This window comes from Streptomyces sp. CNZ301, from assembly GCF_004217425.1.
Map to the genome: position 1 here is coordinate 4665990 of NZ_SHLG01000001.1, position 20974 is coordinate 4686963.

18 protein-coding genes are annotated in these 20974 nt (G+C 72.2%); 13 read left to right on the forward strand and 5 right to left on the reverse strand.

All coding sequences use genetic code 11. From position 1 onward, the window contains the following. The first annotated feature begins 49 nt into the window (after positions 1-49). The 8 genes from EV375_RS20115 to EV375_RS20150 all read left to right on the forward strand — a co-directional run bounded on the left by EV375_RS20115 (position 50) and on the right by EV375_RS20150 (position 7900). Positions 50-1303, forward strand: a complete 1254-nt coding sequence (locus EV375_RS20115) for an SRPBCC family protein (RefSeq protein WP_486588596.1) — start codon at positions 50-52, stop codon at positions 1301-1303. A 73-nt stretch (positions 1304-1376) separates the two neighbouring features. After that, positions 1377-2195, forward strand: coding sequence for an aldose epimerase family protein (locus tag EV375_RS20120; RefSeq protein ID WP_130300668.1), 819 nt, complete (start codon positions 1377-1379; stop codon positions 2193-2195). Positions 2196-2227: 32 nt separating this feature from the next. Further along, a complete protein-coding gene (gene pyrE / locus EV375_RS20125; protein WP_130300669.1) occupies positions 2228-2764 on the forward strand; it encodes an orotate phosphoribosyltransferase in 537 nt (178 codons plus the stop codon). 259 nt (positions 2765-3023) lie between these two features. Further along, positions 3024-4046, forward strand: a complete 1023-nt coding sequence (gene fbaA, locus EV375_RS20130; protein ID WP_130300670.1) for a class II fructose-bisphosphate aldolase — start codon at positions 3024-3026, stop codon at positions 4044-4046. A 186-nt stretch (positions 4047-4232) separates the two neighbouring features. Then, the gene (locus EV375_RS20135; protein WP_130300671.1) at positions 4233-4646 is read left to right on the forward strand and encodes a DUF3151 domain-containing protein; all 414 of its coding nucleotides are present in this window, start codon (positions 4233-4235) and stop codon (positions 4644-4646) included. Between the two features lie 317 nt (positions 4647-4963). Next, on the forward strand, positions 4964-5824 hold the full coding sequence (locus EV375_RS20140; RefSeq protein WP_130300672.1) for a tryptophan 2,3-dioxygenase family protein: 861 nt from the start codon (positions 4964-4966) through the stop codon (positions 5822-5824). Further along, on the forward strand, positions 5817-7148 hold the full coding sequence (locus EV375_RS20145; protein WP_130300673.1) for an aminotransferase class V-fold PLP-dependent enzyme: 1332 nt from the start codon (positions 5817-5819) through the stop codon (positions 7146-7148). Before EV375_RS20140 ends, EV375_RS20145 begins: the two co-directional genes overlap by 8 nt. Continuing rightward, the gene (locus EV375_RS20150; RefSeq protein ID WP_130300674.1) at positions 7145-7900 is read left to right on the forward strand and encodes an alpha/beta hydrolase; all 756 of its coding nucleotides are present in this window, start codon (positions 7145-7147) and stop codon (positions 7898-7900) included. Before EV375_RS20145 ends, EV375_RS20150 begins: the two co-directional genes overlap by 4 nt. 136 nt (positions 7901-8036) lie before the next feature. On the opposite strand, the gene EV375_RS20155 is transcribed toward EV375_RS20150, so the two are convergent. Next, the gene (locus EV375_RS20155) at positions 8037-8498 is read right to left on the reverse strand and encodes a cupin domain-containing protein (protein WP_130300675.1); all 462 of its coding nucleotides are present in this window, start codon (positions 8496-8498) and stop codon (positions 8037-8039) included. Between the two features lie 94 nt (positions 8499-8592). Further along, on the reverse strand, positions 8593-9876 hold the full coding sequence (locus EV375_RS20160) for an adenylosuccinate synthase (protein WP_130300676.1): 1284 nt from the start codon (positions 9874-9876) through the stop codon (positions 8593-8595). Between the two features lie 150 nt (positions 9877-10026). Between EV375_RS20160 and EV375_RS20165 the strand changes: the two genes are divergently transcribed. Then, a complete protein-coding gene (locus EV375_RS20165) occupies positions 10027-10923 on the forward strand; it encodes a diacylglycerol kinase (RefSeq protein WP_130300677.1) in 897 nt (298 codons plus the stop codon). Positions 10924-11022: 99 nt separating this feature from the next. Here the strand turns inward: EV375_RS20165 and EV375_RS20170 are convergent, their stop codons facing one another. Further along, positions 11023-11559 carry a GbsR/MarR family transcriptional regulator gene (locus EV375_RS20170; protein ID WP_486588597.1) on the reverse strand — a complete coding sequence of 179 codons (537 nt, stop codon included), beginning with the start codon at positions 11557-11559 and terminating at the stop codon, positions 11023-11025. A 92-nt stretch (positions 11560-11651) separates the two neighbouring features. On the opposite strand from EV375_RS20170, the gene EV375_RS20175 reads away from it, so the two are divergent. Together EV375_RS20175 and EV375_RS20180 are read left to right on the forward strand one after the other, a co-directional pair. After that, positions 11652-12590 (forward strand): ABC transporter ATP-binding protein, encoded by a 939-nt coding sequence (locus EV375_RS20175; RefSeq protein ID WP_130300679.1) that lies wholly within the window; start codon positions 11652-11654, stop codon positions 12588-12590. Next, positions 12587-14317 carry an ABC transporter permease gene (locus EV375_RS20180; protein ID WP_486588598.1) on the forward strand — a complete coding sequence of 577 codons (1731 nt, stop codon included), beginning with the start codon at positions 12587-12589 and terminating at the stop codon, positions 14315-14317. The genes EV375_RS20175 and EV375_RS20180 overlap by 4 nt, the downstream gene beginning before the upstream one ends. An 89-nt stretch (positions 14318-14406) precedes the next feature. On the opposite strand, the gene EV375_RS20185 is transcribed toward EV375_RS20180, so the two are convergent. Both EV375_RS20185 and EV375_RS20190 read right to left on the reverse strand, forming a co-directional pair. Then, positions 14407-16293 (reverse strand): serine/threonine-protein kinase, encoded by a 1887-nt coding sequence (locus EV375_RS20185; protein WP_130300680.1) that lies wholly within the window; start codon positions 16291-16293, stop codon positions 14407-14409. A 128-nt stretch (positions 16294-16421) separates the two neighbouring features. Next, a complete protein-coding gene (locus EV375_RS20190) occupies positions 16422-18416 on the reverse strand; it encodes a protein kinase domain-containing protein (RefSeq protein ID WP_130300681.1) in 1995 nt (664 codons plus the stop codon). Positions 18417-18642: 226 nt separating this feature from the next. Between EV375_RS20190 and EV375_RS20195 the strand changes: the two genes are divergently transcribed. After that, positions 18643-19314 carry a DUF4956 domain-containing protein gene (locus EV375_RS20195; protein WP_130300682.1) on the forward strand — a complete coding sequence of 224 codons (672 nt, stop codon included), beginning with the start codon at positions 18643-18645 and terminating at the stop codon, positions 19312-19314. Between the two features lie 226 nt (positions 19315-19540). After that, complete coding sequence (locus tag EV375_RS20200; RefSeq protein WP_130300683.1) at positions 19541-20950, forward strand: aspartate aminotransferase family protein; 1410 nt, start codon at positions 19541-19543, stop codon at positions 20948-20950. The last annotated feature ends 24 nt before the right edge of the window (positions 20951-20974 follow it).

Genomic DNA, 20974 nt, shown 5'->3' on the forward strand with positions numbered 1-20974 from the left:
GTCACATGTACGGGGTCTCGTGGGTAGGCTCCGCCCTATGGAGCACGAGGTGAACGTTCCGTTTTCCGTCGGATCGGTGCGGGCCGCGCTCGCTGAGCCCGGGCGCGTGGCGCACTGCGTGCCCGGTCTGCAACTCGACGGCGACGAGGCCGTCAGGCCTGCGAAGACCGGCAGGAACACCGGAGGCGCGGACGCCAAGAGCACCGGAAGCACCGTCGAGGGACGCCTGCGCGTCCGGGTCGGCGGCTCCACGATCACGTACCGGGGCAGCCTGACGATCACGCCTCGCGGTGAGGAGTTCACCGTCAAGGGCACCGGCACGGAGGCGCGGGGCAGCGGCTCCGTGCGGCTGAACCTCACCGTCGCACCGAGGCGGGCGAAGGACGGCGAGGGCACCCGCCTGGTCTGCTCGGGCACGGTCAAGGCGGACGGACGCCTCAAGGACATCGAGCCGAAGACGGTGACCGCGGCCGGGCACAGGCTGCTGGAACGGTTCGGCGCCGCCCTCGGCGAGAGCATCCAGCAGGACCCGCCGCCGGAACTCGACTCCCCGGACGCGCCTGCGGCGGAACCGGCGGCGACAACCGGGCCCACCGGCGGCATCGGCGAGCCCGGCGACAACGAGCGCGTCATCCCCGGCATCCCCGGCCCCGACAACCGCGAGGCGGCGCAGGAGGAGAAGCACGGCAAGGGCCGGGCGGAGTCCGCCGAGGACAAGGCCGCTGCCGACGGCAGGACCGGTGGCGAGGACCGGGCCGGCGAGCAGGACCGCGACCGGGCGGAGCCCAAGGACACCGACAAGGGCACGGCCAAGGGCACCGACAAGGGCACGGACGCCGGCCGGGACGCGGGCCCCGACGAGAGCAAGCCGGAGTCCCCGGGCCCGTCCGGTGACACCGGTGAGAAGAAGGGTCCTGGCACCGGCGGGAAGAAGGCCGGCGACGAAGCCCAGGGGAAGGAAGCGGACAAGGACCGCACGGCCCCGGAGGGGGAGACCCCGCAGCGCGAGGGCATCTTCGGCACCGAGGTCCCCCCGTCCTCCCTCGACCCCTTCAACGAGGAACCCCTCGACGAGGCCGAGGTGGAGGCCGCGGCCGAGGCCGAGGCGGCGCACGCACGCCGCACCATGATCGGGCGCAGCGCCGAGGAGGTCGACCACGCGCCGCCGCGCGGCCGCTACGCCCCCATCCCGGTGCCGGAGCCGATCGCCAACTCGGCGGCGCTGCGCTGGGTGGCGCCGGCAGCGGCTGCCGTCGTCGCCGGTTTCGTCGTCATCGGGCGCGCCCTGCGCCGCCGCCGCTGAAGGTGCAGGTGCAGGCCAGGGCGTACGGCCGGGTCGTGCTCTGCCGGGAAGTACCGAGGTTTAAGGTCGCGTCATGACTGACACCGCCACCACCGACGCCGATGTCACACTCCGCGCCGGAGACGCCGAGTTGACGGTCGAACCGCACCGGGGCTGCCGGCTCGCCTCGCTGAAGGTCGGCGGTACGGAGCTGCTGCGCCAGGGCAACAGGTACGGATCGTTCGTCATGGTCCCCTGGTGCGGACGCACCGACCAGGGCCGCTTCCGCAGCGGCGGCGAGCTGTACCAACTCCCCCTGGACAGCGGCCCGCACGCGATCCACGGCACCGCGCGCGACGGCGCGTGGCGCACCCTGCGGCACGACGAGCGGTCGGCGGCCTTCACGTGCGACCTGAGCGACCCCTGGCCGTGGGAGGGCCAGGTGACGCAGATCGTCGAGCTCGACGAGGCCGGCAACGGCCTCACGCTCACTCTCGGCGTCGAGGCGGCCGACGCGAGTTTCCCCGCGCAGGCCGGCTGGCACCCGTGGTTCCTGCGCAACCTCGGCGGACGCGGCGGTGACGTGCGCATCGACTTCGACCCGGAGTGGCAGGAGGAGCGCGGTGTCGACCACCTTCCCACCGGCTCGCGCATCGCTCCCCGCCCGGGCCCCTGGGACGACTGCTTCGGCATGCCGCAGGGCGTCGACGTCACCCTGACCTGGCCGGGGCAGCTGGAGTTGAACGTGGCGAGCCGCGCCGAGTGGGTCGTCGTGTACGACGAGCAGCCGGAAGCCGTGTGCGTGGAGCCGCAGACGGGTCCGCCCAACGGTCTCAACTCCCATCCGCAGCTGGTCACTCCGATCCAGCCGCTGGAGATCTCCACGACCTGGACCTGGCGGCCCCTGTCGTAGTGTCCCCGTCCCGCCCGCATAGGCTCCGGGGCATGAGCACTGCAGACGCGCTGCTGCGGCAGATCAAGGAAAAGGCCGTCGTGCACGGCAAGGTCACGCTCTCCTCGGGGCAGGAGGCGGACTTCTACATCGACCTGCGCCGCATCACTCTCGACGGAGAGGCCGCGCCGCTCGCGGGCCAGGTCATGCTCGACCTGACGGACGGGCTCGAATTCGACGCGGTCGGCGGCCTGACGCTGGGCGCCGACCCCGTGGCCTCGGCGATGCTGCACGCGGCCGCGGCCCGGGGCCGGAGGCTGGACGCGTTCGTGGTGCGCAAGGCGGGCAAGGCGCACGGTCTGCAGCGCCGCATCGAGGGGCCGGACATCGCCGGGCGGCGGGTGCTGATCGTCGAGGACACCTCCACCACCGGCAACTCGCCGCTCACCGCCGTCGAGGCGGCGCGGGAGGCCGGCGCGGAGGTCGCCGCGGTGGCCACCATCGTCGAGCGCGGGGCGGCGCGGGCGATCGAGGCGGCGGGGCTGAGGTATCTGCACGCGTACGAGCTGGCGGATCTCGGCCTGGCCTGAGGAAGCCCGCCGCCGAGCGGGCCTGCCCCGGGCGGGGAGCCCGCGGCGGGCGACGTCCGGGGGCGAGCGGCATGACGGCCGGTGGCCGGACACTGTCACCTCCGGTGGCGGCGAGCACCGCGGTCGGTCTGGGAGTATGGGGGTGACGATGACGTCGTTCCGTTGATTTCGTTGATTCCCGTCGATCCGGCCACGGACTCACCGTCGACCCGGATCCGGCCTCCGCAGCAGAGCCGATACACACCCAAGGAGCGGACAGATGCCCATCGCGACCCCCGAGGTCTACAACGAGATGTTCGACCGGGCGAAGGCGGGCAAGTTCGCCTACCCCGCCATCAACGTCACCTCGACGCAGACCCTGCACGCCGCCCTCCGGGGCTTCGCGGAGGCGGAGAGCGACGGGATCGTCCAGATCTCCACCGGCGGTGCCGAGTTCCTCGGCGGGCAGTACAGCAAGGACATGGTGAGCGGTGCCGTGGCGCTGGCCGAGTTCGCGCACATCGTCGCGAAGAAGTACCCGGTCAACGTCGGCCTGCACACGGACCACTGCCCGAAGGACAAGCTCGACGGTTACGTGCGTCCGCTGCTCGCGATCTCGAAGGAGCGTGTGGACGCGGGGCAGAACCCGCTGTTCCAGTCGCACATGTGGGACGGCTCCGCGGAGAACCTGAAGGACAACCTGGAGATCGGCCAGGAGCTGCTCGCCCAGGCCGCCGCCGCGAAGATCATCCTCGAGGTCGAGATCACCCCGACCGGCGGTGAGGAGGACGGCGTCACCCACGAGATCAACGACGAGCTGTACACGACGGTCGACGACGCGCTCCGGACCGCGGAGGCCCTCGGCCTGGGCGAGAAGGGCCGCTACCTGCTGGCCGCCTCGTTCGGCAACGTGCACGGCGTCTACAAGCCGGGCAACGTCGTGCTCCGCCCGGAGCTGCTGCGCGACCTCCAGGAGGGCGTCTCCGCCAAGACCGGCAAGCAGAACCCGTTCGACTTCGTCTTCCACGGCGGCTCCGGCTCCACGGACACCGAGATCGCCACGGCGCTGGAGAACGGCGTGGTGAAGATGAACCTGGACACCGACACCCAGTACGCCTTCTCGCGTCCCGTCGCGGACCACATGTTCCGCAACTACGACGGTGTGCTGAAGGTCGACGGCGAGGTCGGCAACAAGAAGACCTACGACCCGCGCAGCTGGGGCAAGGCCGCCGAGAAGGGCATGGCCGAACGCGTGCAGCAGGCGTGCGCGAACCTGCGCTCGACCGGCACGCGGCTGAAGTAGTACGCAGGGGCGCAGGGAGCCCGGGCAGAACAGAGCCCACCCGTCCCGTTTCGAGGAGGGCCGGACCGCGCCGCGGCGGGGGCCGGCCCTCCCGTGCTGTGCGCCGGGCCCGCCCGTGCCACGGGGGAATGGCGGGTTCGCTCCACCCGGGACCGCGTCCCCCACCGACAAGGCAGACTGGAAAACATGAGCATTCACGAGAACCTGCTCGGGGGCCCGCCCCCGACCCACCTGCCCGACGACCCCGGTCCGCGCGAACTGCTCGCGTCGGGGGCGGCGCCCGTCGAAGTGGCCGCGGAGTATCCCGCGTCCTCGCTGGCGTGGGCGCTGCTCGCGGACGACGCCTTCGAGGCAGGACGGGTCGTCGAGTCCTACGCCTACGCGCGTACCGGCTACCACCGCGGTCTCGACGCGCTGCGCCGCAACGGCTGGAAGGGCCACGGTCCCGTGCCGTTCGAACACGAGCCGAACCGCGGCTTCCTGCGTGCGCTGCACGCCCTCGCGCGGGCCGCGCAGTCGATCGGGGAGCACGAGGAGTACGAGCGCTGCTCGTCGTTCCTCAAGGAGAGCTCGCCCACCGCTGCGGCGACCTTGTCGTAGGCAAGGGACGGCAACCCAGGGCGGGGCAGGCCGAGGCAAGGACCGTCAGGGCGGGGGATTCCGGCCACGGACCGCGTTCAGGGAGTGCGGGTCGCACTCGCGGCGGCGGACGTGGGCGGCCTGACGCAAGCGAGCCCGCCGGGCATATGACCAAGGCGCTGACCAGGTGCTCTTGTCCCGGCGGGCCGCCTCCCCGATGATGAGTGTCAGGCCCGTACGCCCGAGAATCCGGGGGCGGGCCTGAGGGGACCGGGGCTCCATTGCCGATCGAGAGATTGGAGCGGACCGCTACCCGGACACCACGTCGAGGAGAAGCGATGTCGCACGACGTCGAGGACCCAGCGGCCGGTTCGCAGGCCCCCCATCTGGACTTCAAAGGCACCACTCCGTACGAGGACTACGTGCAGGCCGACGTCCTCACCCACCTTCAGCACCCGCTCTCGGAAGACCCCGGCGAGATGGTCTTCCTCGTCACCACGCAGGTCATGGAGCTGTGGTTCACGGTCATCGTGCACGAGTGGGAGACGGCCGCGAAGGCGCTGCGCAAGGACGACCTTCCCGGCGCGCTGGCAGCGCTGAAGCGCTCCACGTACGAACTCCGGTCGCTGAACGCGTCGTGGGAGCCGCTGGCGCACCTGACTCCGGCGCAGTTCAACTCCTACCGTTCCGCGCTCGGCGAGGGCTCCGGCTTCCAGTCCGCGATGTACCGGCGGATGGAGTTCCTGCTCGGTGAGAAGTCCGCGTCGATGCTCGTTCCGCACCGCGGAGCGCCGCGCGTGCACGACGAGTTGGAGAAGGCGCTGCACGAACCGAGCCTGTACGACGAGGTGCTGCACCACCTCGCGCGGCGGGGCGAGCCGGTGCCGCAGGAAGTGCTGACCAGGGACGTCTCCCAGGTGTACCGGCCGCATCCCGAAGTGGAGGCCGTGTGGGCCGACGCGTACGCACGGGAGGCGGACGAGAACGGCGGCGACGGGAACGAGACCGTACGGCTCGGCGAGGCGCTGACCGAGGTCGCCGAACTCGTGTGGCGCTGGCGCAACGACCATCTCGTCGCCACCCGGCGGGCCATGGGCTCGAAGGTCGGCACCGGCGGCTCGGCGGGCGTGGCATGGCTGGAGAAGCGTGCCGCGAAGAACGTCTTCCCGGAGCTGTGGACGGCGCGCAGCCATGTCTGACGCGGCAGGACCGGGGGCGGGCTCTTCCACCGCCGCCGAAGAACTCGACGCGCGCGACGAACTCGCCCACCGGCGGAAGGACTTCGTCCTGGATGACGGCACCGTCTACCTGGACGGCAACTCCCTCGGCGCGCTGCCGCGTTCCGTGCCCGCACGCCTCGCGGAGGTCGTCGAGCAGGAGTGGGGGCGGCTGCGCATCCGCTCCTGGAGCGAGTCCGGATGGTGGAGCGCGCCGGAACGGATCGGTGACCGCATCGCACCGCTCGTGGGAGCGGGCGAGGGGCAGATCGTGGTCGGTGACTCGACCAGCGTCAACGTATTCAAGGCGGTCGTGGGCGCGGTGCGCATCGCCCGCGAGGAGCACGGCGGCGGGTCCTCGTCAGGCTCGTCCGCCTCCTCTTCCTCGTCTTCCTCGCGGGGTTCCGGCGGCCGCGACGAGATCCTCGTCGACGCGGCCACCTTCCCCACCGACGGTTACATCGCCCGCTCGGCGGCGCGGATGACCGGAGCGACGGTGCGGGCGGTTCCCGTTTCGGAGATGGGTGCCGCCGCCGGCGCGAACACCGCCGCCGTGCTCGTCAACCATGTCGACTACCGCACCGGCGAGTTGCACGACCTGCGGTCCCTGACCGCCGACGTGCACCGCGCCGGCGGCCGCGTCGTGTGGGACGTCTGCCACAGCGCCGGCGCGCTCCCCGTCGAACTCGACGCGCACGACGCCGACTTCGCCGTCGGCTGCACGTACAAGTACCTCAACGGCGGTCCCGGGGCGCCCGCGTTCCTGTACGTGCGGCGCGAGTTGCAGCCCCGCTTCGACACGCCGCTGCCCGGCTGGACCTCGCACGCCGACCCGTTCGCCATGTCCGACGGGTACGTGCCGGGCGAAGGCGCGGTGCGCGGGCGCGTCGGAACGCCGGACATCCTCTCCATGCTCGCGCTGGAGGAGTCGCTGAAGCTCTGGGAAGGCGTCGCCGTCTCCGCGGTACGCGCCAAGAGCCTCGCGCTGACCGACTTCTTCCTCCAGCAGCTGCGTGCGTACGTCCCCGGTGGACGGGCCGGGCGCCTCCGGCTGCGCTCCCTGACGCCGGAGTCGCACGAGCAGCGCGGCAGCCAGATCTCGCTGCTGTGCGAGGCGGAGGGTCACGACGGGGCCGACGTCGCGGAGGAGCTGATGGCGAGGCTCCACGAGCGAGGCATCGTCGGCGACTTCCGCCGCCCCGGGGTGCTGCGCTTCGGATTCACGCCGCTCTACACCTCGTTCGGCGACGCCGACCGCGCGGCGAAGGTGCTCGCGGAGCTGGTGCTCGCGCGCGGGGACGGATGAGCGGCGGTGAGGCGTTGACAGCCGACGAGGAACGGGCGCTGCTGGGCCTGAAGCCGGTGCCGCCGGAACGGACGGTCGCCTACGGCGAACACCCGTCCCAGGTCGTGGACTTGTACGGGGCGGGGGCGCCGGGGCCGCGCATCACGGTCCTGCACGGCGGCTTCTGGCGCGAGGCGTACGACCGCACCCACCTCTCCCCCTTCGCCGCCGCGCTGGCGGAACGCGGCATGGCGGTGGAGCTCGTCGAGTACCGGCGTGTGGGCGGCGGTGGCGGCTGGCCGGAGACGGCCCGGGACGTATGCGCGGCCCTCGGTCTGCTCGGGCAGCCGGACGTGCTGCTGGGGCACTCGGCCGGCGGCCAGCTCGCGCTGTGGGCGGCGGCGGAGACCGGCGGTGCGGCGGGCCCGCCGGGCCGGGACCGCGCCGCCGGACGCGTCGTCGCCGTCGCCCCCGTGGCCGACCTCGAGCGTGCGCACCGGCTCCGGCTCAGCGCGGGAGCGGTGAGCGAATTCCTCGGCGGTGAGGCGTCGTTGGCGCAGCGGCTGCCCGAGGCGGACCCGATGCGGCTGCCGCCGCGTGTGCCGGTGGAGGTGCTGCACGGCACAGCCGACGACGTGGTGCCCGTGGAGATGTCGCGCCGCTACACGAACGACTGGGGTGCGCGGCTGAACCTGCTGACGGGCGTGGGCCACTACGCGCCGTTCACGCCGGGCACGCCGGCGTTCGGCGTGCTCGTCGACGCCCTGAGGTGAACGTCCCCCCGGCAACGCCCGGTTGGTCAGGGCAACGCCGGCCCTGTTGATCGGGGCAACGCCGCTCCGGGCTGCGGCACCCCGGGCTGCGGCAGACTGCGGCACTGCGGACTGCGGCGATCCGGGGGTACGCCGCTCAGGGCAGCATGCGGAAGTCGGCGAAGTCGAAGCCCGGCGAGACGACGCAACTGACCAGCGTCTCGGCTTCGCGGTCCACGGGACGGGCCCGCTGCCAGACGCCGGGCGGCACAACCGCCTGCGGCCGCTGGCCGGTTGTGACGTCGGGGCCGAGCGTGAGTGTCTCCGGCTCCTGCCCGGGTGTCTCACCGTCGCCGCCGAGCTGGAGGTGCAGCGGCGAACCGGAGTGCCACAGCCAGATCTCGGCGGACCGCACGACGTGCCAGCGTGACTCGTCCCCCGGCCCCAGGAGGAAGTAGATGGCGGTGGCGCCGGCCCGCTCGCCGTCGTATCCGTCCGGGTGCAGAGTGACGGCGCTGCGCCACGTCTCGCGGAACCAGCCGCCCTCGGGGTGGGGTTGCAGCCCGAGCGCGTCGGCGAGCGGGGGTGCCGAACGGCTCGTCCGGCGGTGGTCCGTCATGAGCGCGTGCTCCTCGTCTCGTCCGTGGCCGGGAGGCGCGGTGCGGCCCGGGAGACGACAGTGCGCCCCGGGCCGCGCACACCCGATCCTGCCTCTACAGGAAGGAGTTGATCTGGATGGTCTCGTCCCGTCCGGGACCGACTCCGATCGCGGAGACGGGCGCCCCCGACATCTCCTCCAGCGCCTTCACGTATCCCTGCGCGTTCTTCGGCAGGTCGGAGAACGACTTGGCCTTGGTGATGTCCTCGGACCAGCCCGGCAGGTACTCGTAGACCGGGGTGGCGTGGTGGAAGTCGCTCTGGCTGAAGGGGAGTTCGTCGAAGCGCTTGCCTTCGACCTGGTAGCCGACGCAGACGGGGATGCGCTCCCAGCCGGTCAGCACGTCGAGCTTGGTGAGGAAGAAGTCGGTCAGACCGTTCACGCGGGTCGCGTAGCGGGCGATGACCGCGTCGAACCATCCGCAGCGCCGGTCGCGGCCGGTGGTGACGCCCCGCTCGCCCCCGATCTCGCGCAGCGCCTCGCCGTCGGCGTCCAGGAGTTCGGTGGGGAAGGGGCCCGCACCGACGCGGGTCGTGTACGCCTTGAGGATGCCGATGACTCGGCTGATCTTCGTCGGTCCGACGCCCGACCCCGTGCAGGCGCCGCCCGCCGTGGGGTTGGAGGAGGTCACGAACGGATACGTGCCGTGGTCGACGTCGAGCAGCGTGCCCTGGCCCCCCTCGAAGAGGACGACCTTCCCCTCGTCCACGGCGTTGTTGAGGATCAGGGTGGTGTCGGCGACGTAGCCGCGCAGCGCGTCGGCGTAGCCCAGCAGTTCCTCGACGATCTGCTCGGTGCGCACGGCACGCCGGTTGTAGAGCTTGGCGAGCACCTGGTTCTTGAAGTCGAGGGCCGCCTCGACCTTCTGCGCCAGGATCGACTCGTCGAAGAGGTCCTGGACGCGGATGCCCACGCGGTTGATCTTGTCCGCGTAGGCAGGGCCGATGCCCCGCCCCGTCGTGCCGATCTTCCGCTTCCCGAGGAACCGTTCCGTCACCTTGTCGACCTCGGTGTGGTACGGCGTGATCAGGTGCGCGTTGCCGCTGACGAGGAGCTTGGAGGTGTCGACGCCGCGATCGTTCAGCCCGCTCAGCTCGGAGAGCAGGACCGAAGGGTCGACGACGACGCCGTTGCCGATGACGGGCACACAGCCCGGCGAGAGGATGCCCGAGGGGAGCAGGTGCAGCGCGTACTTCTGGTCGCCCACGACGACCGTGTGGCCGGCGTTGTTGCCGCCCTGGTAACGCACCACGTAGTCCACCGAACCGCCGAGGAGATCGGTGGCCTTCCCTTTGCCCTCGTCACCCCACTGAGCACCGAGCAGCACAAGTGCGGGCACAGGCGTACACCCCTTCCGGGCGGGGCATGTCCCACGTGCGTGGCGAGTGCCATCGCAAGAGCCGCGGACCGGTGCCCCAGATAGAGGAAGCCCCTGGCGCAACAGCGACAGGGGCTCTTGCACCGAGAGGTTACCTGAGAGAGGAACAAGGTGTCGGCTCCAGACCCCGCGGGGAGCTCGCAGCCCTCGCTGCTCCTGGTCATCGACCCCGTCGCCAAGCTGTGGGACGGAGAGTCCGTGCGCATCGCGCGGGACGTGCTGTGCGCGGGCGCGTCCGGCGTGAAGGTGTGCCTGCCGGAGAGTCCGGAGGAGACCGAGCGGGCCCTGGCCCGCCGGGGAAGCCGGCGTCCGGTGGTCGTGGGTGATGACAGAGCGCTGCTGCGGGCCGTCCGACTGCTGCACCGCGAGCGGGAGTTGGAGGAGGCGACGCTGTCGGTGGTTCCCGTCGGCCCGGAGGAGACCGTGGCGCTGATGCGCGGTCTGGGCGTGCCGCCGGACGCGGTCTCGGCCGCCCGCACCGTTTTCGGCGGCGCCGAGCGGCGGCTGGGTCTGCTGACGGACGACAGCGGCGGTGTTGTGCTCGGCGGCATCCGTATCCCGGGGCCGCCGTGCACGAGTGAACTCCCCGGACGTGGGGGCGCGTTGAGGGCGAAGGCGGCCCTGTCGCGCGCGCGGCGGCCGCGGTCGGCCGGGCAGCGGCTGCGGGTCGAGGCGGACGGTGAACTGCTGGCGGATCTCGACCGACCGGTGACGGAGGTCTCGGTCTTCTCGCCCCGCTCCCCGGGGCGGGGAGCGCCGGGCCCTCGCTCGTCCCGGGAGAACCCGGAGCCCGGCCCGGGCGGTGAGGGCGCGAAGGAGGGTGCGCGGAGCCTGGCGCAGGTGACCGTGCTGCCGCAGGGAGCGGACCGGGTGCAGGCACGGGCGAAAGCGGTGACGGTCTCGGGCCCGGACTTCCGCTACCGGGCGGACGCGCTGGACGGCGGGCCGGTGCGCGTGCGGACGTGGACGGCGCTGGCAGGGGCGTGGAGCCTCATGCTCCCTGCGTGAAGGGGGCTCTGCCGGCCGGTCGCCCAGGTTCTGCCGGGCTTCCCCTCCGCCCGTGGGTCGAGCCGCTTCGCCCGCGCCGGGCGCGCTCACCTGTTGCGCTCAGGACTCCGCCTCGCGGGCCTCGCGGTGCGCGCGCCAGCGCTCCAGGATTCCTGCGAGTTCGCCCTGCATGAACTCCAGGAAGTCGCAGGTGTCCTTCACCCGCCGTCCGGCGGGAGTGCCGGCTCCGAGTGCCCGTTCGCCGGCACGCAGGGTGGTGGTCCAGCGGCCGATGAGCTGGTCCCGGTCCAGGAGCGCCTCGTACCAGACGTTCTCGTGGACGCGGTAGATCTCGCGGCGTGAGCCCGGCTCGCGTTCGCGGCTGACCATGTGGACCTGGGAGAGATAGCGGACGGCGCCCGAGACCGCGGCCGGGCTGATGCGGAGCCGTTCCGCGAGCTGTGCGGAGGTGAGCCATCCGTGCTCGGAGGCCAGCAGGCAGGCGAAGACGCGGGAGGCCATGCGCTGCATGCCCGCCTCCGTCAGGTCGGCGGCGAAGCGCTCGACGAAGGCGGACGCGGCCGGGTCGTATCCGGCGTCGTTCTCCGCGCCGTACGGGACGGTTCCGGACTCGGGTTCCGGTCTGTCGGCAGGCACCGGTTCGGCTCCCTCCATGATCAGCTGCGTACCGCAGATCCTAACGCTTCCTTAACTTCACAAATTTATGAACCAAGCGTAGCTTCCTGTCCATGGACACATCCGCCACCGCGATCTCGGTCAACGGTCTCGAGAAGACCTTCGGCCGGGTACGTGCACTCGACGGGCTCGACCTCGAAGTCCGCACCGGCGAGGTGCACGGCTTCCTCGGGCCCAACGGAGCCGGGAAATCGACCACCATCCGCGTCCTTCTCGGCCTGCTGCGCGCCGACGCCGGAACCGCCCGGCTGCTCGGCCACGACCCGTGGAACGACGCCGTCACCCTGCACCGGCGCCTCGCGTACGTCCCCGGCGACGTCGAGCTGTGGCCCGGCCTCACCGGCGGGGAGGCCATCGACCTGCTCGCCCGCCTGCGGGGCGGCCTCGACCCCGCGCGCCGGGACGAGCTGACCGAACGCTTCGACCTCGACCCGACGAAGAAGGGCCGCACCTACTCCAAGGGCAACAGGCAGAAGGTCGCGATCATCGCCGCCCTCGCCTCGGACGCGGAGCTGCTGCTGCTCGACGAACCCACCGCGGGGCTCGACCCGTTGATGGAGGTCGTCTTCCAGGACGTCATCCTCCAGGCGAAGGCCGCGGGCAAGACCGTGCTGCTCTCCAGCCACATCCTCGCCCAGGTCGAGAAGCTCGCCGACCGCGTGAGCATCATCCGGCTCGGCAGGATCGTCCAGTCCGGGACGCTGAGCGACATGCGGCACCTGACGCGGACCACGATCGAGGCCGAGACCGAGCGGCCCGTGACCGGGCTCGAAGACCTGCCGGGAGTGCACGACGTACGCACCGAGGACGCACGGGTGCGCTTCGCCGTCGACGGCGCGCACCTCGACGGGGCCGTGCGCCACCTCAGCGGGCTCGGCGTCCGCAGCCTCACCAGCCACCCGCCGACGCTCGAAGAGCTGATGCTGCGGCACTACGGCGACGAGCTCGCCGCCAACGGGCACCGGGGCGGCGCCGGGGGAGCGGCACGATGAGCACCGGGACCGGATCGGAAACCACCGGAAGCACCACGCCCCGCTCCGCGGACGGGACCCGCAACAGGCCGGGGGGCACGCTCCCGACGGCGGCGTCCGGTACCGGCGGCCCGCCCGCACCCCACCGGCTTCTGGCGGGCACGGGCACGCTCGTCCGCTTCGCCCTGCGCCGCGACCGCGTCCGCATCCCCGTGTGGATCGCCGCGCTGCTGATGGCCAACCTCTCGACCGTCGCCCAGTTCGAAGGTCTCTACTCCGGTGCGGCCGACCGGGCCTCCGTCGCGAAGACGATGGGCAGCCCCGCCGCGCTCGCCATGACCGGGCCGCGCCACTACCTCGAAGGGGGCTACGGCCTGGGCGCGATGCTCGGGCACCAGGTGATCGGCTTCTACGGCGTGCTCACCGGACTCATGGCGGTGCTGATCGTCGTCCGGCACACACGGGACGAGGAGGAGACCGGCCGCGCGGAACTGCTGCGCTCCGCCGTCGTCGGCCGGCACGCCGCGCTGACCGCCGCCCTCACCGTCGCCGTGACCGCCTCGCTCGCGCTCGGCGGGCTGCTGGCGGCCGGCCTCGGAGCGGCCGGAACACCGGGCGTGACCTGGGGCGGATCGCTGCTGTACGGGGCGGTTTTCGCGGGCCTCGGCATCGTCTTCGCCGGCGTCGCGGCCGTCACCGTGCAGATCACGGAGCACGCCCGCGGCGCCTCCGGGATGGCCCTGGGCGTGATCGGACTCGCGTACGTGCTGCGCGCCGCCGGCGACGTCGGCGACGGCACGCTGTCGTGGCTGTCGCCGATCGGCTGGGCGCAGCGCAGCTATCCGTTCGTGGACGACCTGTGGTGGCCGCTGCTGCTCACGCTCGCAGCCGCGGTCGCGCTGTGCGGCACCGGCTACGCGCTCAGCGTGCGCCGCGACGTCGGCGAGGGCCTGCGCACTCCGCCGGCAGGGCGCCGCACCGCTTCGCCGGTGCTGGTGCGTCCCTTCGGTTTCGCCCTGCGGCTGCACCGCGGCATGCTGGCCGGCTTCGGCGCCGGCGTGTTCCTGCTGGGGACGATGTACGGGTCGATGCTCGGCGAGGTGGAGGAGATGCTGAAGGACGTCGACGTGATGGACCAGGTCCTCGCGAAGGCCGGGGGTTCCTCGCTGGTGGAGTCCTTCGCCTCGGTCGTCATGATCGTCAACTCGGTCGTCGCGGCCGTCTACGTCGTGCTCGCGGCGCTGCGTCCACGGGCCGAGGAGGGCGCCGGGCGGGCCGAACCGCTGCTGGCCACAGGTCTCTCCCGTACGCGGTGGGCCTGGAGCCATCTGTCGGTGACCCTCGTGGGCGGCACGTTCACGCTGCTGCTGGCCGGACTCGGTTTCGGCGTCGCGGGCGCGGCGTCCACCGGCGACCGCGGCCTGGTGTTTTCGCTGACCGGTGCGGCACTGGCGTACGCGCCGGCGCTGTGGGTGACGGCCGGCGTCGCCGCCGTGCTCTTCGGCTGGCTGCCGCGTGCGACGGCGGCGGCGTGGCTCGTGCCGGTGTACGCGTTCCTCGTCGGATACCTCGGCCGGCTCCTGCAGTTCCCCGACTGGATGAACGACCTCTCCCCGTTCGGGCACGTGCCGCAGCTGCCCGCGAAGGAGATGGACTGGACGCCGATGGCGGTGCTCACCGCGGTCGCGGCCGTGCTCCTCGCGGCGGGGCTGGCGGGCTTCCGGCGGAGGGACCTGGAGATGAAGTAGTCCGCGGAAGCAGCCCGCGGGAAGCGGTCCGCGGTCCGCCGGGAGAGACCGTCAACGGGGGGCTGGGAGCGGCCCGTTCACCCGCGCGTTCAGTTCACGCGGGTGTAGGCCAGCTCCTTGGCGTCGGGGAAGGTGCGCACCAGCCCGCCGTTCTCGGTGCGCAGCGTGGAGGAGTCACCGGTGGCGCAGGCGCCGGAGGAGGCCGTCTTGTCCACGGCGGGCGGGCCGATCCGGACGTCTTCCCCGCCGCCGCCCACCGAGAACAGGCCGGCCCTCGCCTCGCAGTGCTCGTTCGTGGCCTCCGACACCATGGAGACGGACCTGCCGCCGGCACCGACCTGCTCGATCGTCATCCGCTGGGTGCCGCCCGCGGGCAACCGGCGCTGCCAGGTGCCGAGATACTCCTCCGGCAGCTTCTCCGGTCCGGCGACGCGGTGGAGGGTGGCGGTGCGGCCCGCCGCCTCCCACCTCAGCGTCGAACCGGAGGCCTTGCTGAGCTTGTGGGAGCCCAGGGCCGAACACCTGCCCTCGGGCACGCTCTTGACGACCTTGGTGTCCAGCTCGACCGAGCCGCCGGCCGAGACGAGCTTGCCGTCGCTCCTGCACTCGTAGTTCTCGCCGAGGCTGACGCTGTTGGCGACCACCTCGCCGATCTTGCCGTGTGAGACCACGAAGCGCCGGTGCTGGCCCGTGGGTTCGCCGTCCCGCTCGACCTGGCCGCTCCACGTGCCCACGTAACTCTCGGGGATGTCGGAGGAATCGCCGGTGCCCGTGTTCTTGTCCGAGTTCAGCAGGGGGAGTTCGGCACCGGATGCGGCGAAGGCGACGCCCGCCACGACGACCGCCGCCAGCGCGCCGATCGCGAGGCGCCTGCGCGGACGGCGCGGGGGAGCCGGGTGCGCAGGCTGCACCGGGTCCTGATGGGCCGGCGGCCGGGGCAGCGCCGACGTGCTCGAGTCCCCGGACCGCTCGCCGCCGGGCACCTCCGGCGCGCCCGAACCCGAGGGCGGGGTGTCTGTGTCCAGCAACTGCACGGCGTGACGGCCCAGTTCGGCGATGAGCGTCGCAGGCAGCCACGGTGCCGAAGCGGTGCCGGACGAGACGGGCTGCACCCTCGCGATGACGTCCTCCGGCGCGGGCCGGTCCGCCGGGTCCTTGGCCAGGCACGAGGCGATCAGTCCGCGCAGCGGCTCCTCGACTCCCTCCAGATCGGGCTCCTCGGACGCGATGCGGAACATCACGGCGTGGATGCCGCCGCCCTCGCTGCCGAAGGGCCTGCGGCCCGTCGCGGCGTACGCGAGCACCGAACCCATGGAGAAGACGTCGCTGGCCGGGGTGACCTGCTGGGCGCGGATCTGTTCCGGCGACATGTAGCTGGGGGAGCCCACGATCACGCCGGTGCCGGTCACCGTCGAGTCGGGAAGCGCGTCCAGGGCGCGCACGATGCCGAAGTCGATGACACGCGGGCCGTCGATCGTGACGAGCACGTTGGACGGCTTGAGGTCGCGGTGGACGACTCCGGCGCCGTGGATGTCGACGAGGGCGCTGGCGAGCCCGTAGGCGAGCACGCGGACGGAGTTCTCGGGGAGCGGGCCGCCCTCCCCGCCGCCCTCGTCCTCGGCGCCGCCGCCGGAACCGGTGGACGTTCCGCGTCGCATCCGGTTCGCCACGACCTGTTCGAGGGAGGGCCCGGCGATGTATCCGGTGGCGACCCACGGGTTCTCGGCCTCGGTGTCGGCGTCCAGTACGGGGGCCGTCCAGCGCTCCCCCACTCGCCGCGCGGCCTCCACCTCCAGGCGGAAGCGCGAACGGAACTCCGTCTCGGCCGCCAGTTCCGATTTGATGAGCTTCACGGCGACCGTGCGTCCGCCCTCGGAGCGCGCCAGATAGACCCGGCCCATTCCTCCGGCGCCGAGCCTGCTCAACAGCCGGTAACGGCCGATCGATTGCGGGTCGTCCGCCGTCAGCTGAGCCATTGCATTCCCCACGTCGGTCTTTTCACTTGGTGCGCCGGAACCCTTTCACCTTCGGCCGCGAAGGTCACAGCCCGGCTGCCAACACGTTCCCGTTTGATGGTCGCGGCCCGATGCGGGGGGCCCGCAGGTCAGTTGAGCCGGCCGGTGAGGCGGTCGTTCTGCATGGAGCTGAGCCGGCCGACGAGGACGAGGGCGAGGATCGTGGCCGGGATGCCGAAGAAGTCGGTGAAGATCGCGACCGCAACGGTCTCCTGGGCCGCCTCGACGCCGGTTTCGCCGTACCAGCTCTCGTAGTCCAGCAGGGAGAAGAAGAAATAGAAGAGCCACATCGTCCACCAGCCGTTGACGATGCCCCGTCGTACGCGGGGTTTCGGCCCGTAGCCCTGCCACTGCGGTGCGGCCGGATCGCTCGCGGACCAGACGTCGTTCATGACCTGTTTGGGCATGAACAGATTGCACACCGGTATGAACCACGAGCCGACCGCCATGGCGGACGAGTAGCGGACGCGGCCGGGAGCGAAGCTCTCCACGTTGACCCGCACGCGCCAGAACCAGACCAGCCAGAGGACGATCACGCTCAGCCCCAGCAGGCCCTCGATCGCCTCGACTCCGACGGTGGCGCCCTGGAGCCGGCCGTAACCGGGGACGCGCTGAAGGTCGTCGGCGAAGACCACGTTCGCCTGCACGCTGTCGAGCTTGTTGACCACGAGACCGTCCACGACGACGGCGATCACACCGATGAGCAGATGGAGGCTGAGGAGCACCGTCAGGGCGTGCGCGATCCGGCGGGGCGGAGCGGCCGGCCGGAGCGGCTGCGCGGGCCGCGCGCCGCCGGGCCCGCCCGGAGCGGGGCCGGGAGCGGGGCCGTGGCCGGGTCCCGGAGCGGGGCCGGGAGCCGGGCCCGGGAAACCGGCCTGCCACGGCTGCTGCGGTGGCGGTTGCGGTGGTGTCTGCCGCGGCGAGTACGGGCCCGGGGCGGGCGGGCCGTAGAGCCCGGGCGGCGGCGGGGTGGACGCCGCGGGCTGTCCCGAGGGCGGCGGTGTCGAGGGCCCTTGGGGAGCAGCGGGAGGCGGTGTCGACGGCGTGAGCGCCGGGGGCGCGGCCGGACCGGACACCGCGGGCGCGGCCGGACCGGACACCGCGGGCGCGGCCGGAACGGACCCCGCGGGCGCGGGCCCGGCGGCGCGCACGGCCTCGGCGCGCGGCTGCTCGATGCTCTCCGGGTCCTCGCTGTCGAGCAGCTGTACGGCGTGCCGGCCCAGCTCGGCGAGCACCTCGCCCGGCAGCCATGTGCCCTTCAGCTCGCCCTCCGTGCGCTGCATCAGCGCCTCCAGCGCCGGCCTGTCGCCCGGCTTCTTGGCGAGGCAGGAGACGACCAGCTCGCGCAACGGTCCCTCCAGCCCGGACAGTTCGGGCTCCTCCTCGGCGATGCGGAACAGCAGCGCGTGCACTCCGCTGTCCGCCGTGCCGAACGGCATCCTCCCCGTCGCCGCGTACGCCAGTACGGCGCCCAGGCAGAAGATGTCGCTGGCGGGCGTCACCTGCGTCCCGCGCACCTGCTCGGGCGACATGAAGCCGGGGGAGCCGACGAGCGCGCCCGTCCGCGTCAGCCCGCCCGCCGACTGCACCGCGGAGTCGAGGGCGCGGGCGATGCCGAAGTCGATGACGCGCGGGCCGTCGATGGTGATGAGGATGTTGGAGGGCTTCAGGTCGCGGTGGACCAGCCCGGCCCGGTGGATGTCGCCCAGCGCGCGGACCAGTCCGGAGGCCAGCCCCGTCACGGTCCGGTGCGGCAGCGGCCCGAACTGGTCGTCCACGACCTCGGAGAGGGAGGGCCCGGCGATGTAACCGGTGGCGACCCACGGCGTCTCGGCCTCGGTGTCCGCGTCCAGCACGGGCGCCGTCCACGCACCGCCGACCTTGCGCGCCGCGGTGATCTCCTGGGCGAACCGGCGCCGGAAGTCGGGCTGCCGGGCGAGTTCGTCCTGCACGGCCTTCACGGCGACGGTGCGGCCGCGCCCCGAACGGGCGAGATAGACCCGGCCCATGCCCCCTTCGCCGAGCCTGCCGAGCAGCCGGTAGTCGCCGATCCAGCGTGGGTCCCCGGCGCTGAGCCGCTTCATCTCCGTACCTCTTCCCCCCGGATGATTCGAGTGCCACGAGAATAGATCGGCGGGCACCGGGGATTGAGCGGAGCCGGGAATCCGATCCCGTAACGCCTCTTGCGCGGGGCACGGGGGCGCATCCGGAGGGCGCCTCAATTGAGATGACAAGCTCTCAATTCGCCCTAATTGATGGGCTGATGAGCGTAGAGCCTTCGTTGTTCACCGGCTGCCTTATTTTCCCGCTATGGACTCGATCAGCCAGATCCTCTTCCATTTCGCGCTGGACCTCGTATCCGTGTGCGTACTGACCTTCGCCGTCTACTATCCGCGGCACCGGCGGCGGGACCTGATTCCGGGGTATCTCGCCCTGAACGTCTCGCTGTTCGCGCTCGCCTCGGCCCTCGGCCGCAGCGGGGACAAGGGCGGCATCGCACTCGGATTCGGGCTGATCGGGGTGTTGTCGATCATCGGTCTGCGTTCGGAGTCCATGCAGAACGAGGAGATCGCCTACTACTTCACGGCGCTCGTCCTCGGTCTCATCTCCGGCCTGCCGAATGTGAGCCTGCTGCTCGCGGCGACGCTGTGCACGCTTCCGCTGGCGGCCGTCTGGATCGGGGGCCACCCGCGGCTGTTCGCCCGTACGCTGCGCGCCCTCGTCACGGTCGACGAGGCCGTCACCGAACCGGCGGCCATCGAGTCCTTCGTGCGGGAACGGCTGGGGGAGCCGCTGTCCTGGAAGATCCAGGAGGTCGACTACGGGCGGGACCTGACCGTCGTCGACGTGCGGTACCGGCGTGCGGGCACCGCACGTCACGGTGGCGGGCCCAGGCTGCGGGCGGTCGTGCGGCCGCCGCGGCCGCGGGAGTCGCCGCGCGAGTCGCCGCGGGAATCCCCGGGGGAGAGCGTGCCGTCGTAGAGCGGGCCCGGCCCCGGCGGTGCGCGCGGCGCCGGAGCAGCCCACCAGGGCGCCGCCAGGGGCCGTGAAAAAGCGGGCCCGGGGCAGCCGTTGGAGCGGTTCCGCGGGCCCGTGGCGGGGAACGGCCCAGGGCATGGCGGTGCAGCGGTGTTGATTGCCCTGCTGGGACACCCCCTAGGCTGTGCCCGTCCCACCCGGCGCCTTCCCCGAGCTGAGGAGCCACCACGTGACAAGCACGAGTACGAACCCGTCGACCCCCGCGGGCCCCGCCGCCGCCGTCCCCGACCCGGCCGCCGGCGAGGCCGTACGGGCCGCGGACCGGGCGCACGTCTTCCACTCCTGGTCCGCGCAGGGGCTGATCGAACCGCTGCCCGTGGCCGGCGGCGAGGGCTCGTACTTCTGGGACTACGACGGCAACCGCTACCTGGACTTCTCCTCCCAGCTGGTCAACACCAACATCGGGCACCAGCATCCGAAGGTCGTCGCCGCCATCCAGGAGCAGGCGGCCCGCATGTGCACCATGGCCCCCGGGTTCGCCGTCGACGTGCGTGCCGAGGCGGCGCGGCTCGTCGCGGAGCGCACCCCCGGCGACCTGGACAAGGTCTTCTGGACGAACGGCGGCGCGGAGGCCGTCGAGAACGCCGTCCGCATGGCCAAGCTGCACACCGGCCGCCCGAAGGTGCTGAGCACGTACCGCTCGTACCACGGCCACACCCAGGCGGCGATCCACATCACCGGTGAACCGCGCCGCTGGGCCAACGACACGGGCTCGGCGGGCGCCGTGCACTTCTTCGGCCCGCACCTGTACCGCTCGCACTTCTACGCCGAGACGCAGGAGCAGGAAGCCGAACGCGCCCTCGCCCACCTCGAGGAGACCATCGTCTACGAGGGCCCGGGCACGATAGCCGCGGTGATCCTCGAGACCGTTCCCGGCACGGCCGGCGTCCTCGTGCCGCCGCCGGGCTACCTTGCCGGGGTCCGCGAACTCTGCGACCGCCACGGCATCGTCTTCATCCTCGACGAGGTCATGGCCGGATTCGGGCGCACCGGCGCATGGTTCGCCGCCGACCACTTCGGCGTCACCCCGGATCTGATCACCTTCGCCAAGGGCGTCAACTCCGGCTACGTACCGCTGGGCGGCGTGGCCATCTCCGCCGAGATCGCGGCCACCTTCGACAAGCGCCCCTACCCGGGCGGCCTCACGTACTCCGGCCATCCGCTTGCGTGCGGTTCCGCCGTGGCGACGATCAACGCGATGGCGGAGGAGGGCATCGTCGAACACGCGGCGCAGATCGGTGAGAACGTCATCGGCCCGTCGCTTCGGGAGATGGCCGAACGTCACCCGTCGGTCGGCGAGGTGCGCGGCATGGGCGTCTTCTGGGCGCTGGATCTCGTACGGGACAAGGAGACCCGCGAGCCTCTCGTGCCCTACAACGCGAGCGGCGCGGACAACGCCCCGATGGCCGAGTTCGCGGCCGCCTGCAAGCGCGGCGGTGTGTGGCCGTTCCTGAACATGAACCGCACCCACGTCGTGCCGCCGTGCACGATCAGCGAGGCGGAGGTCAAGGAGGGGCTCGCCGTCCTCGACGAGGCACTCGGCGCCGCCGACGCCCATGCGACCTCGGGGCGGGACTGAGGCCGGGTCCGGGCGAGTTCGTCT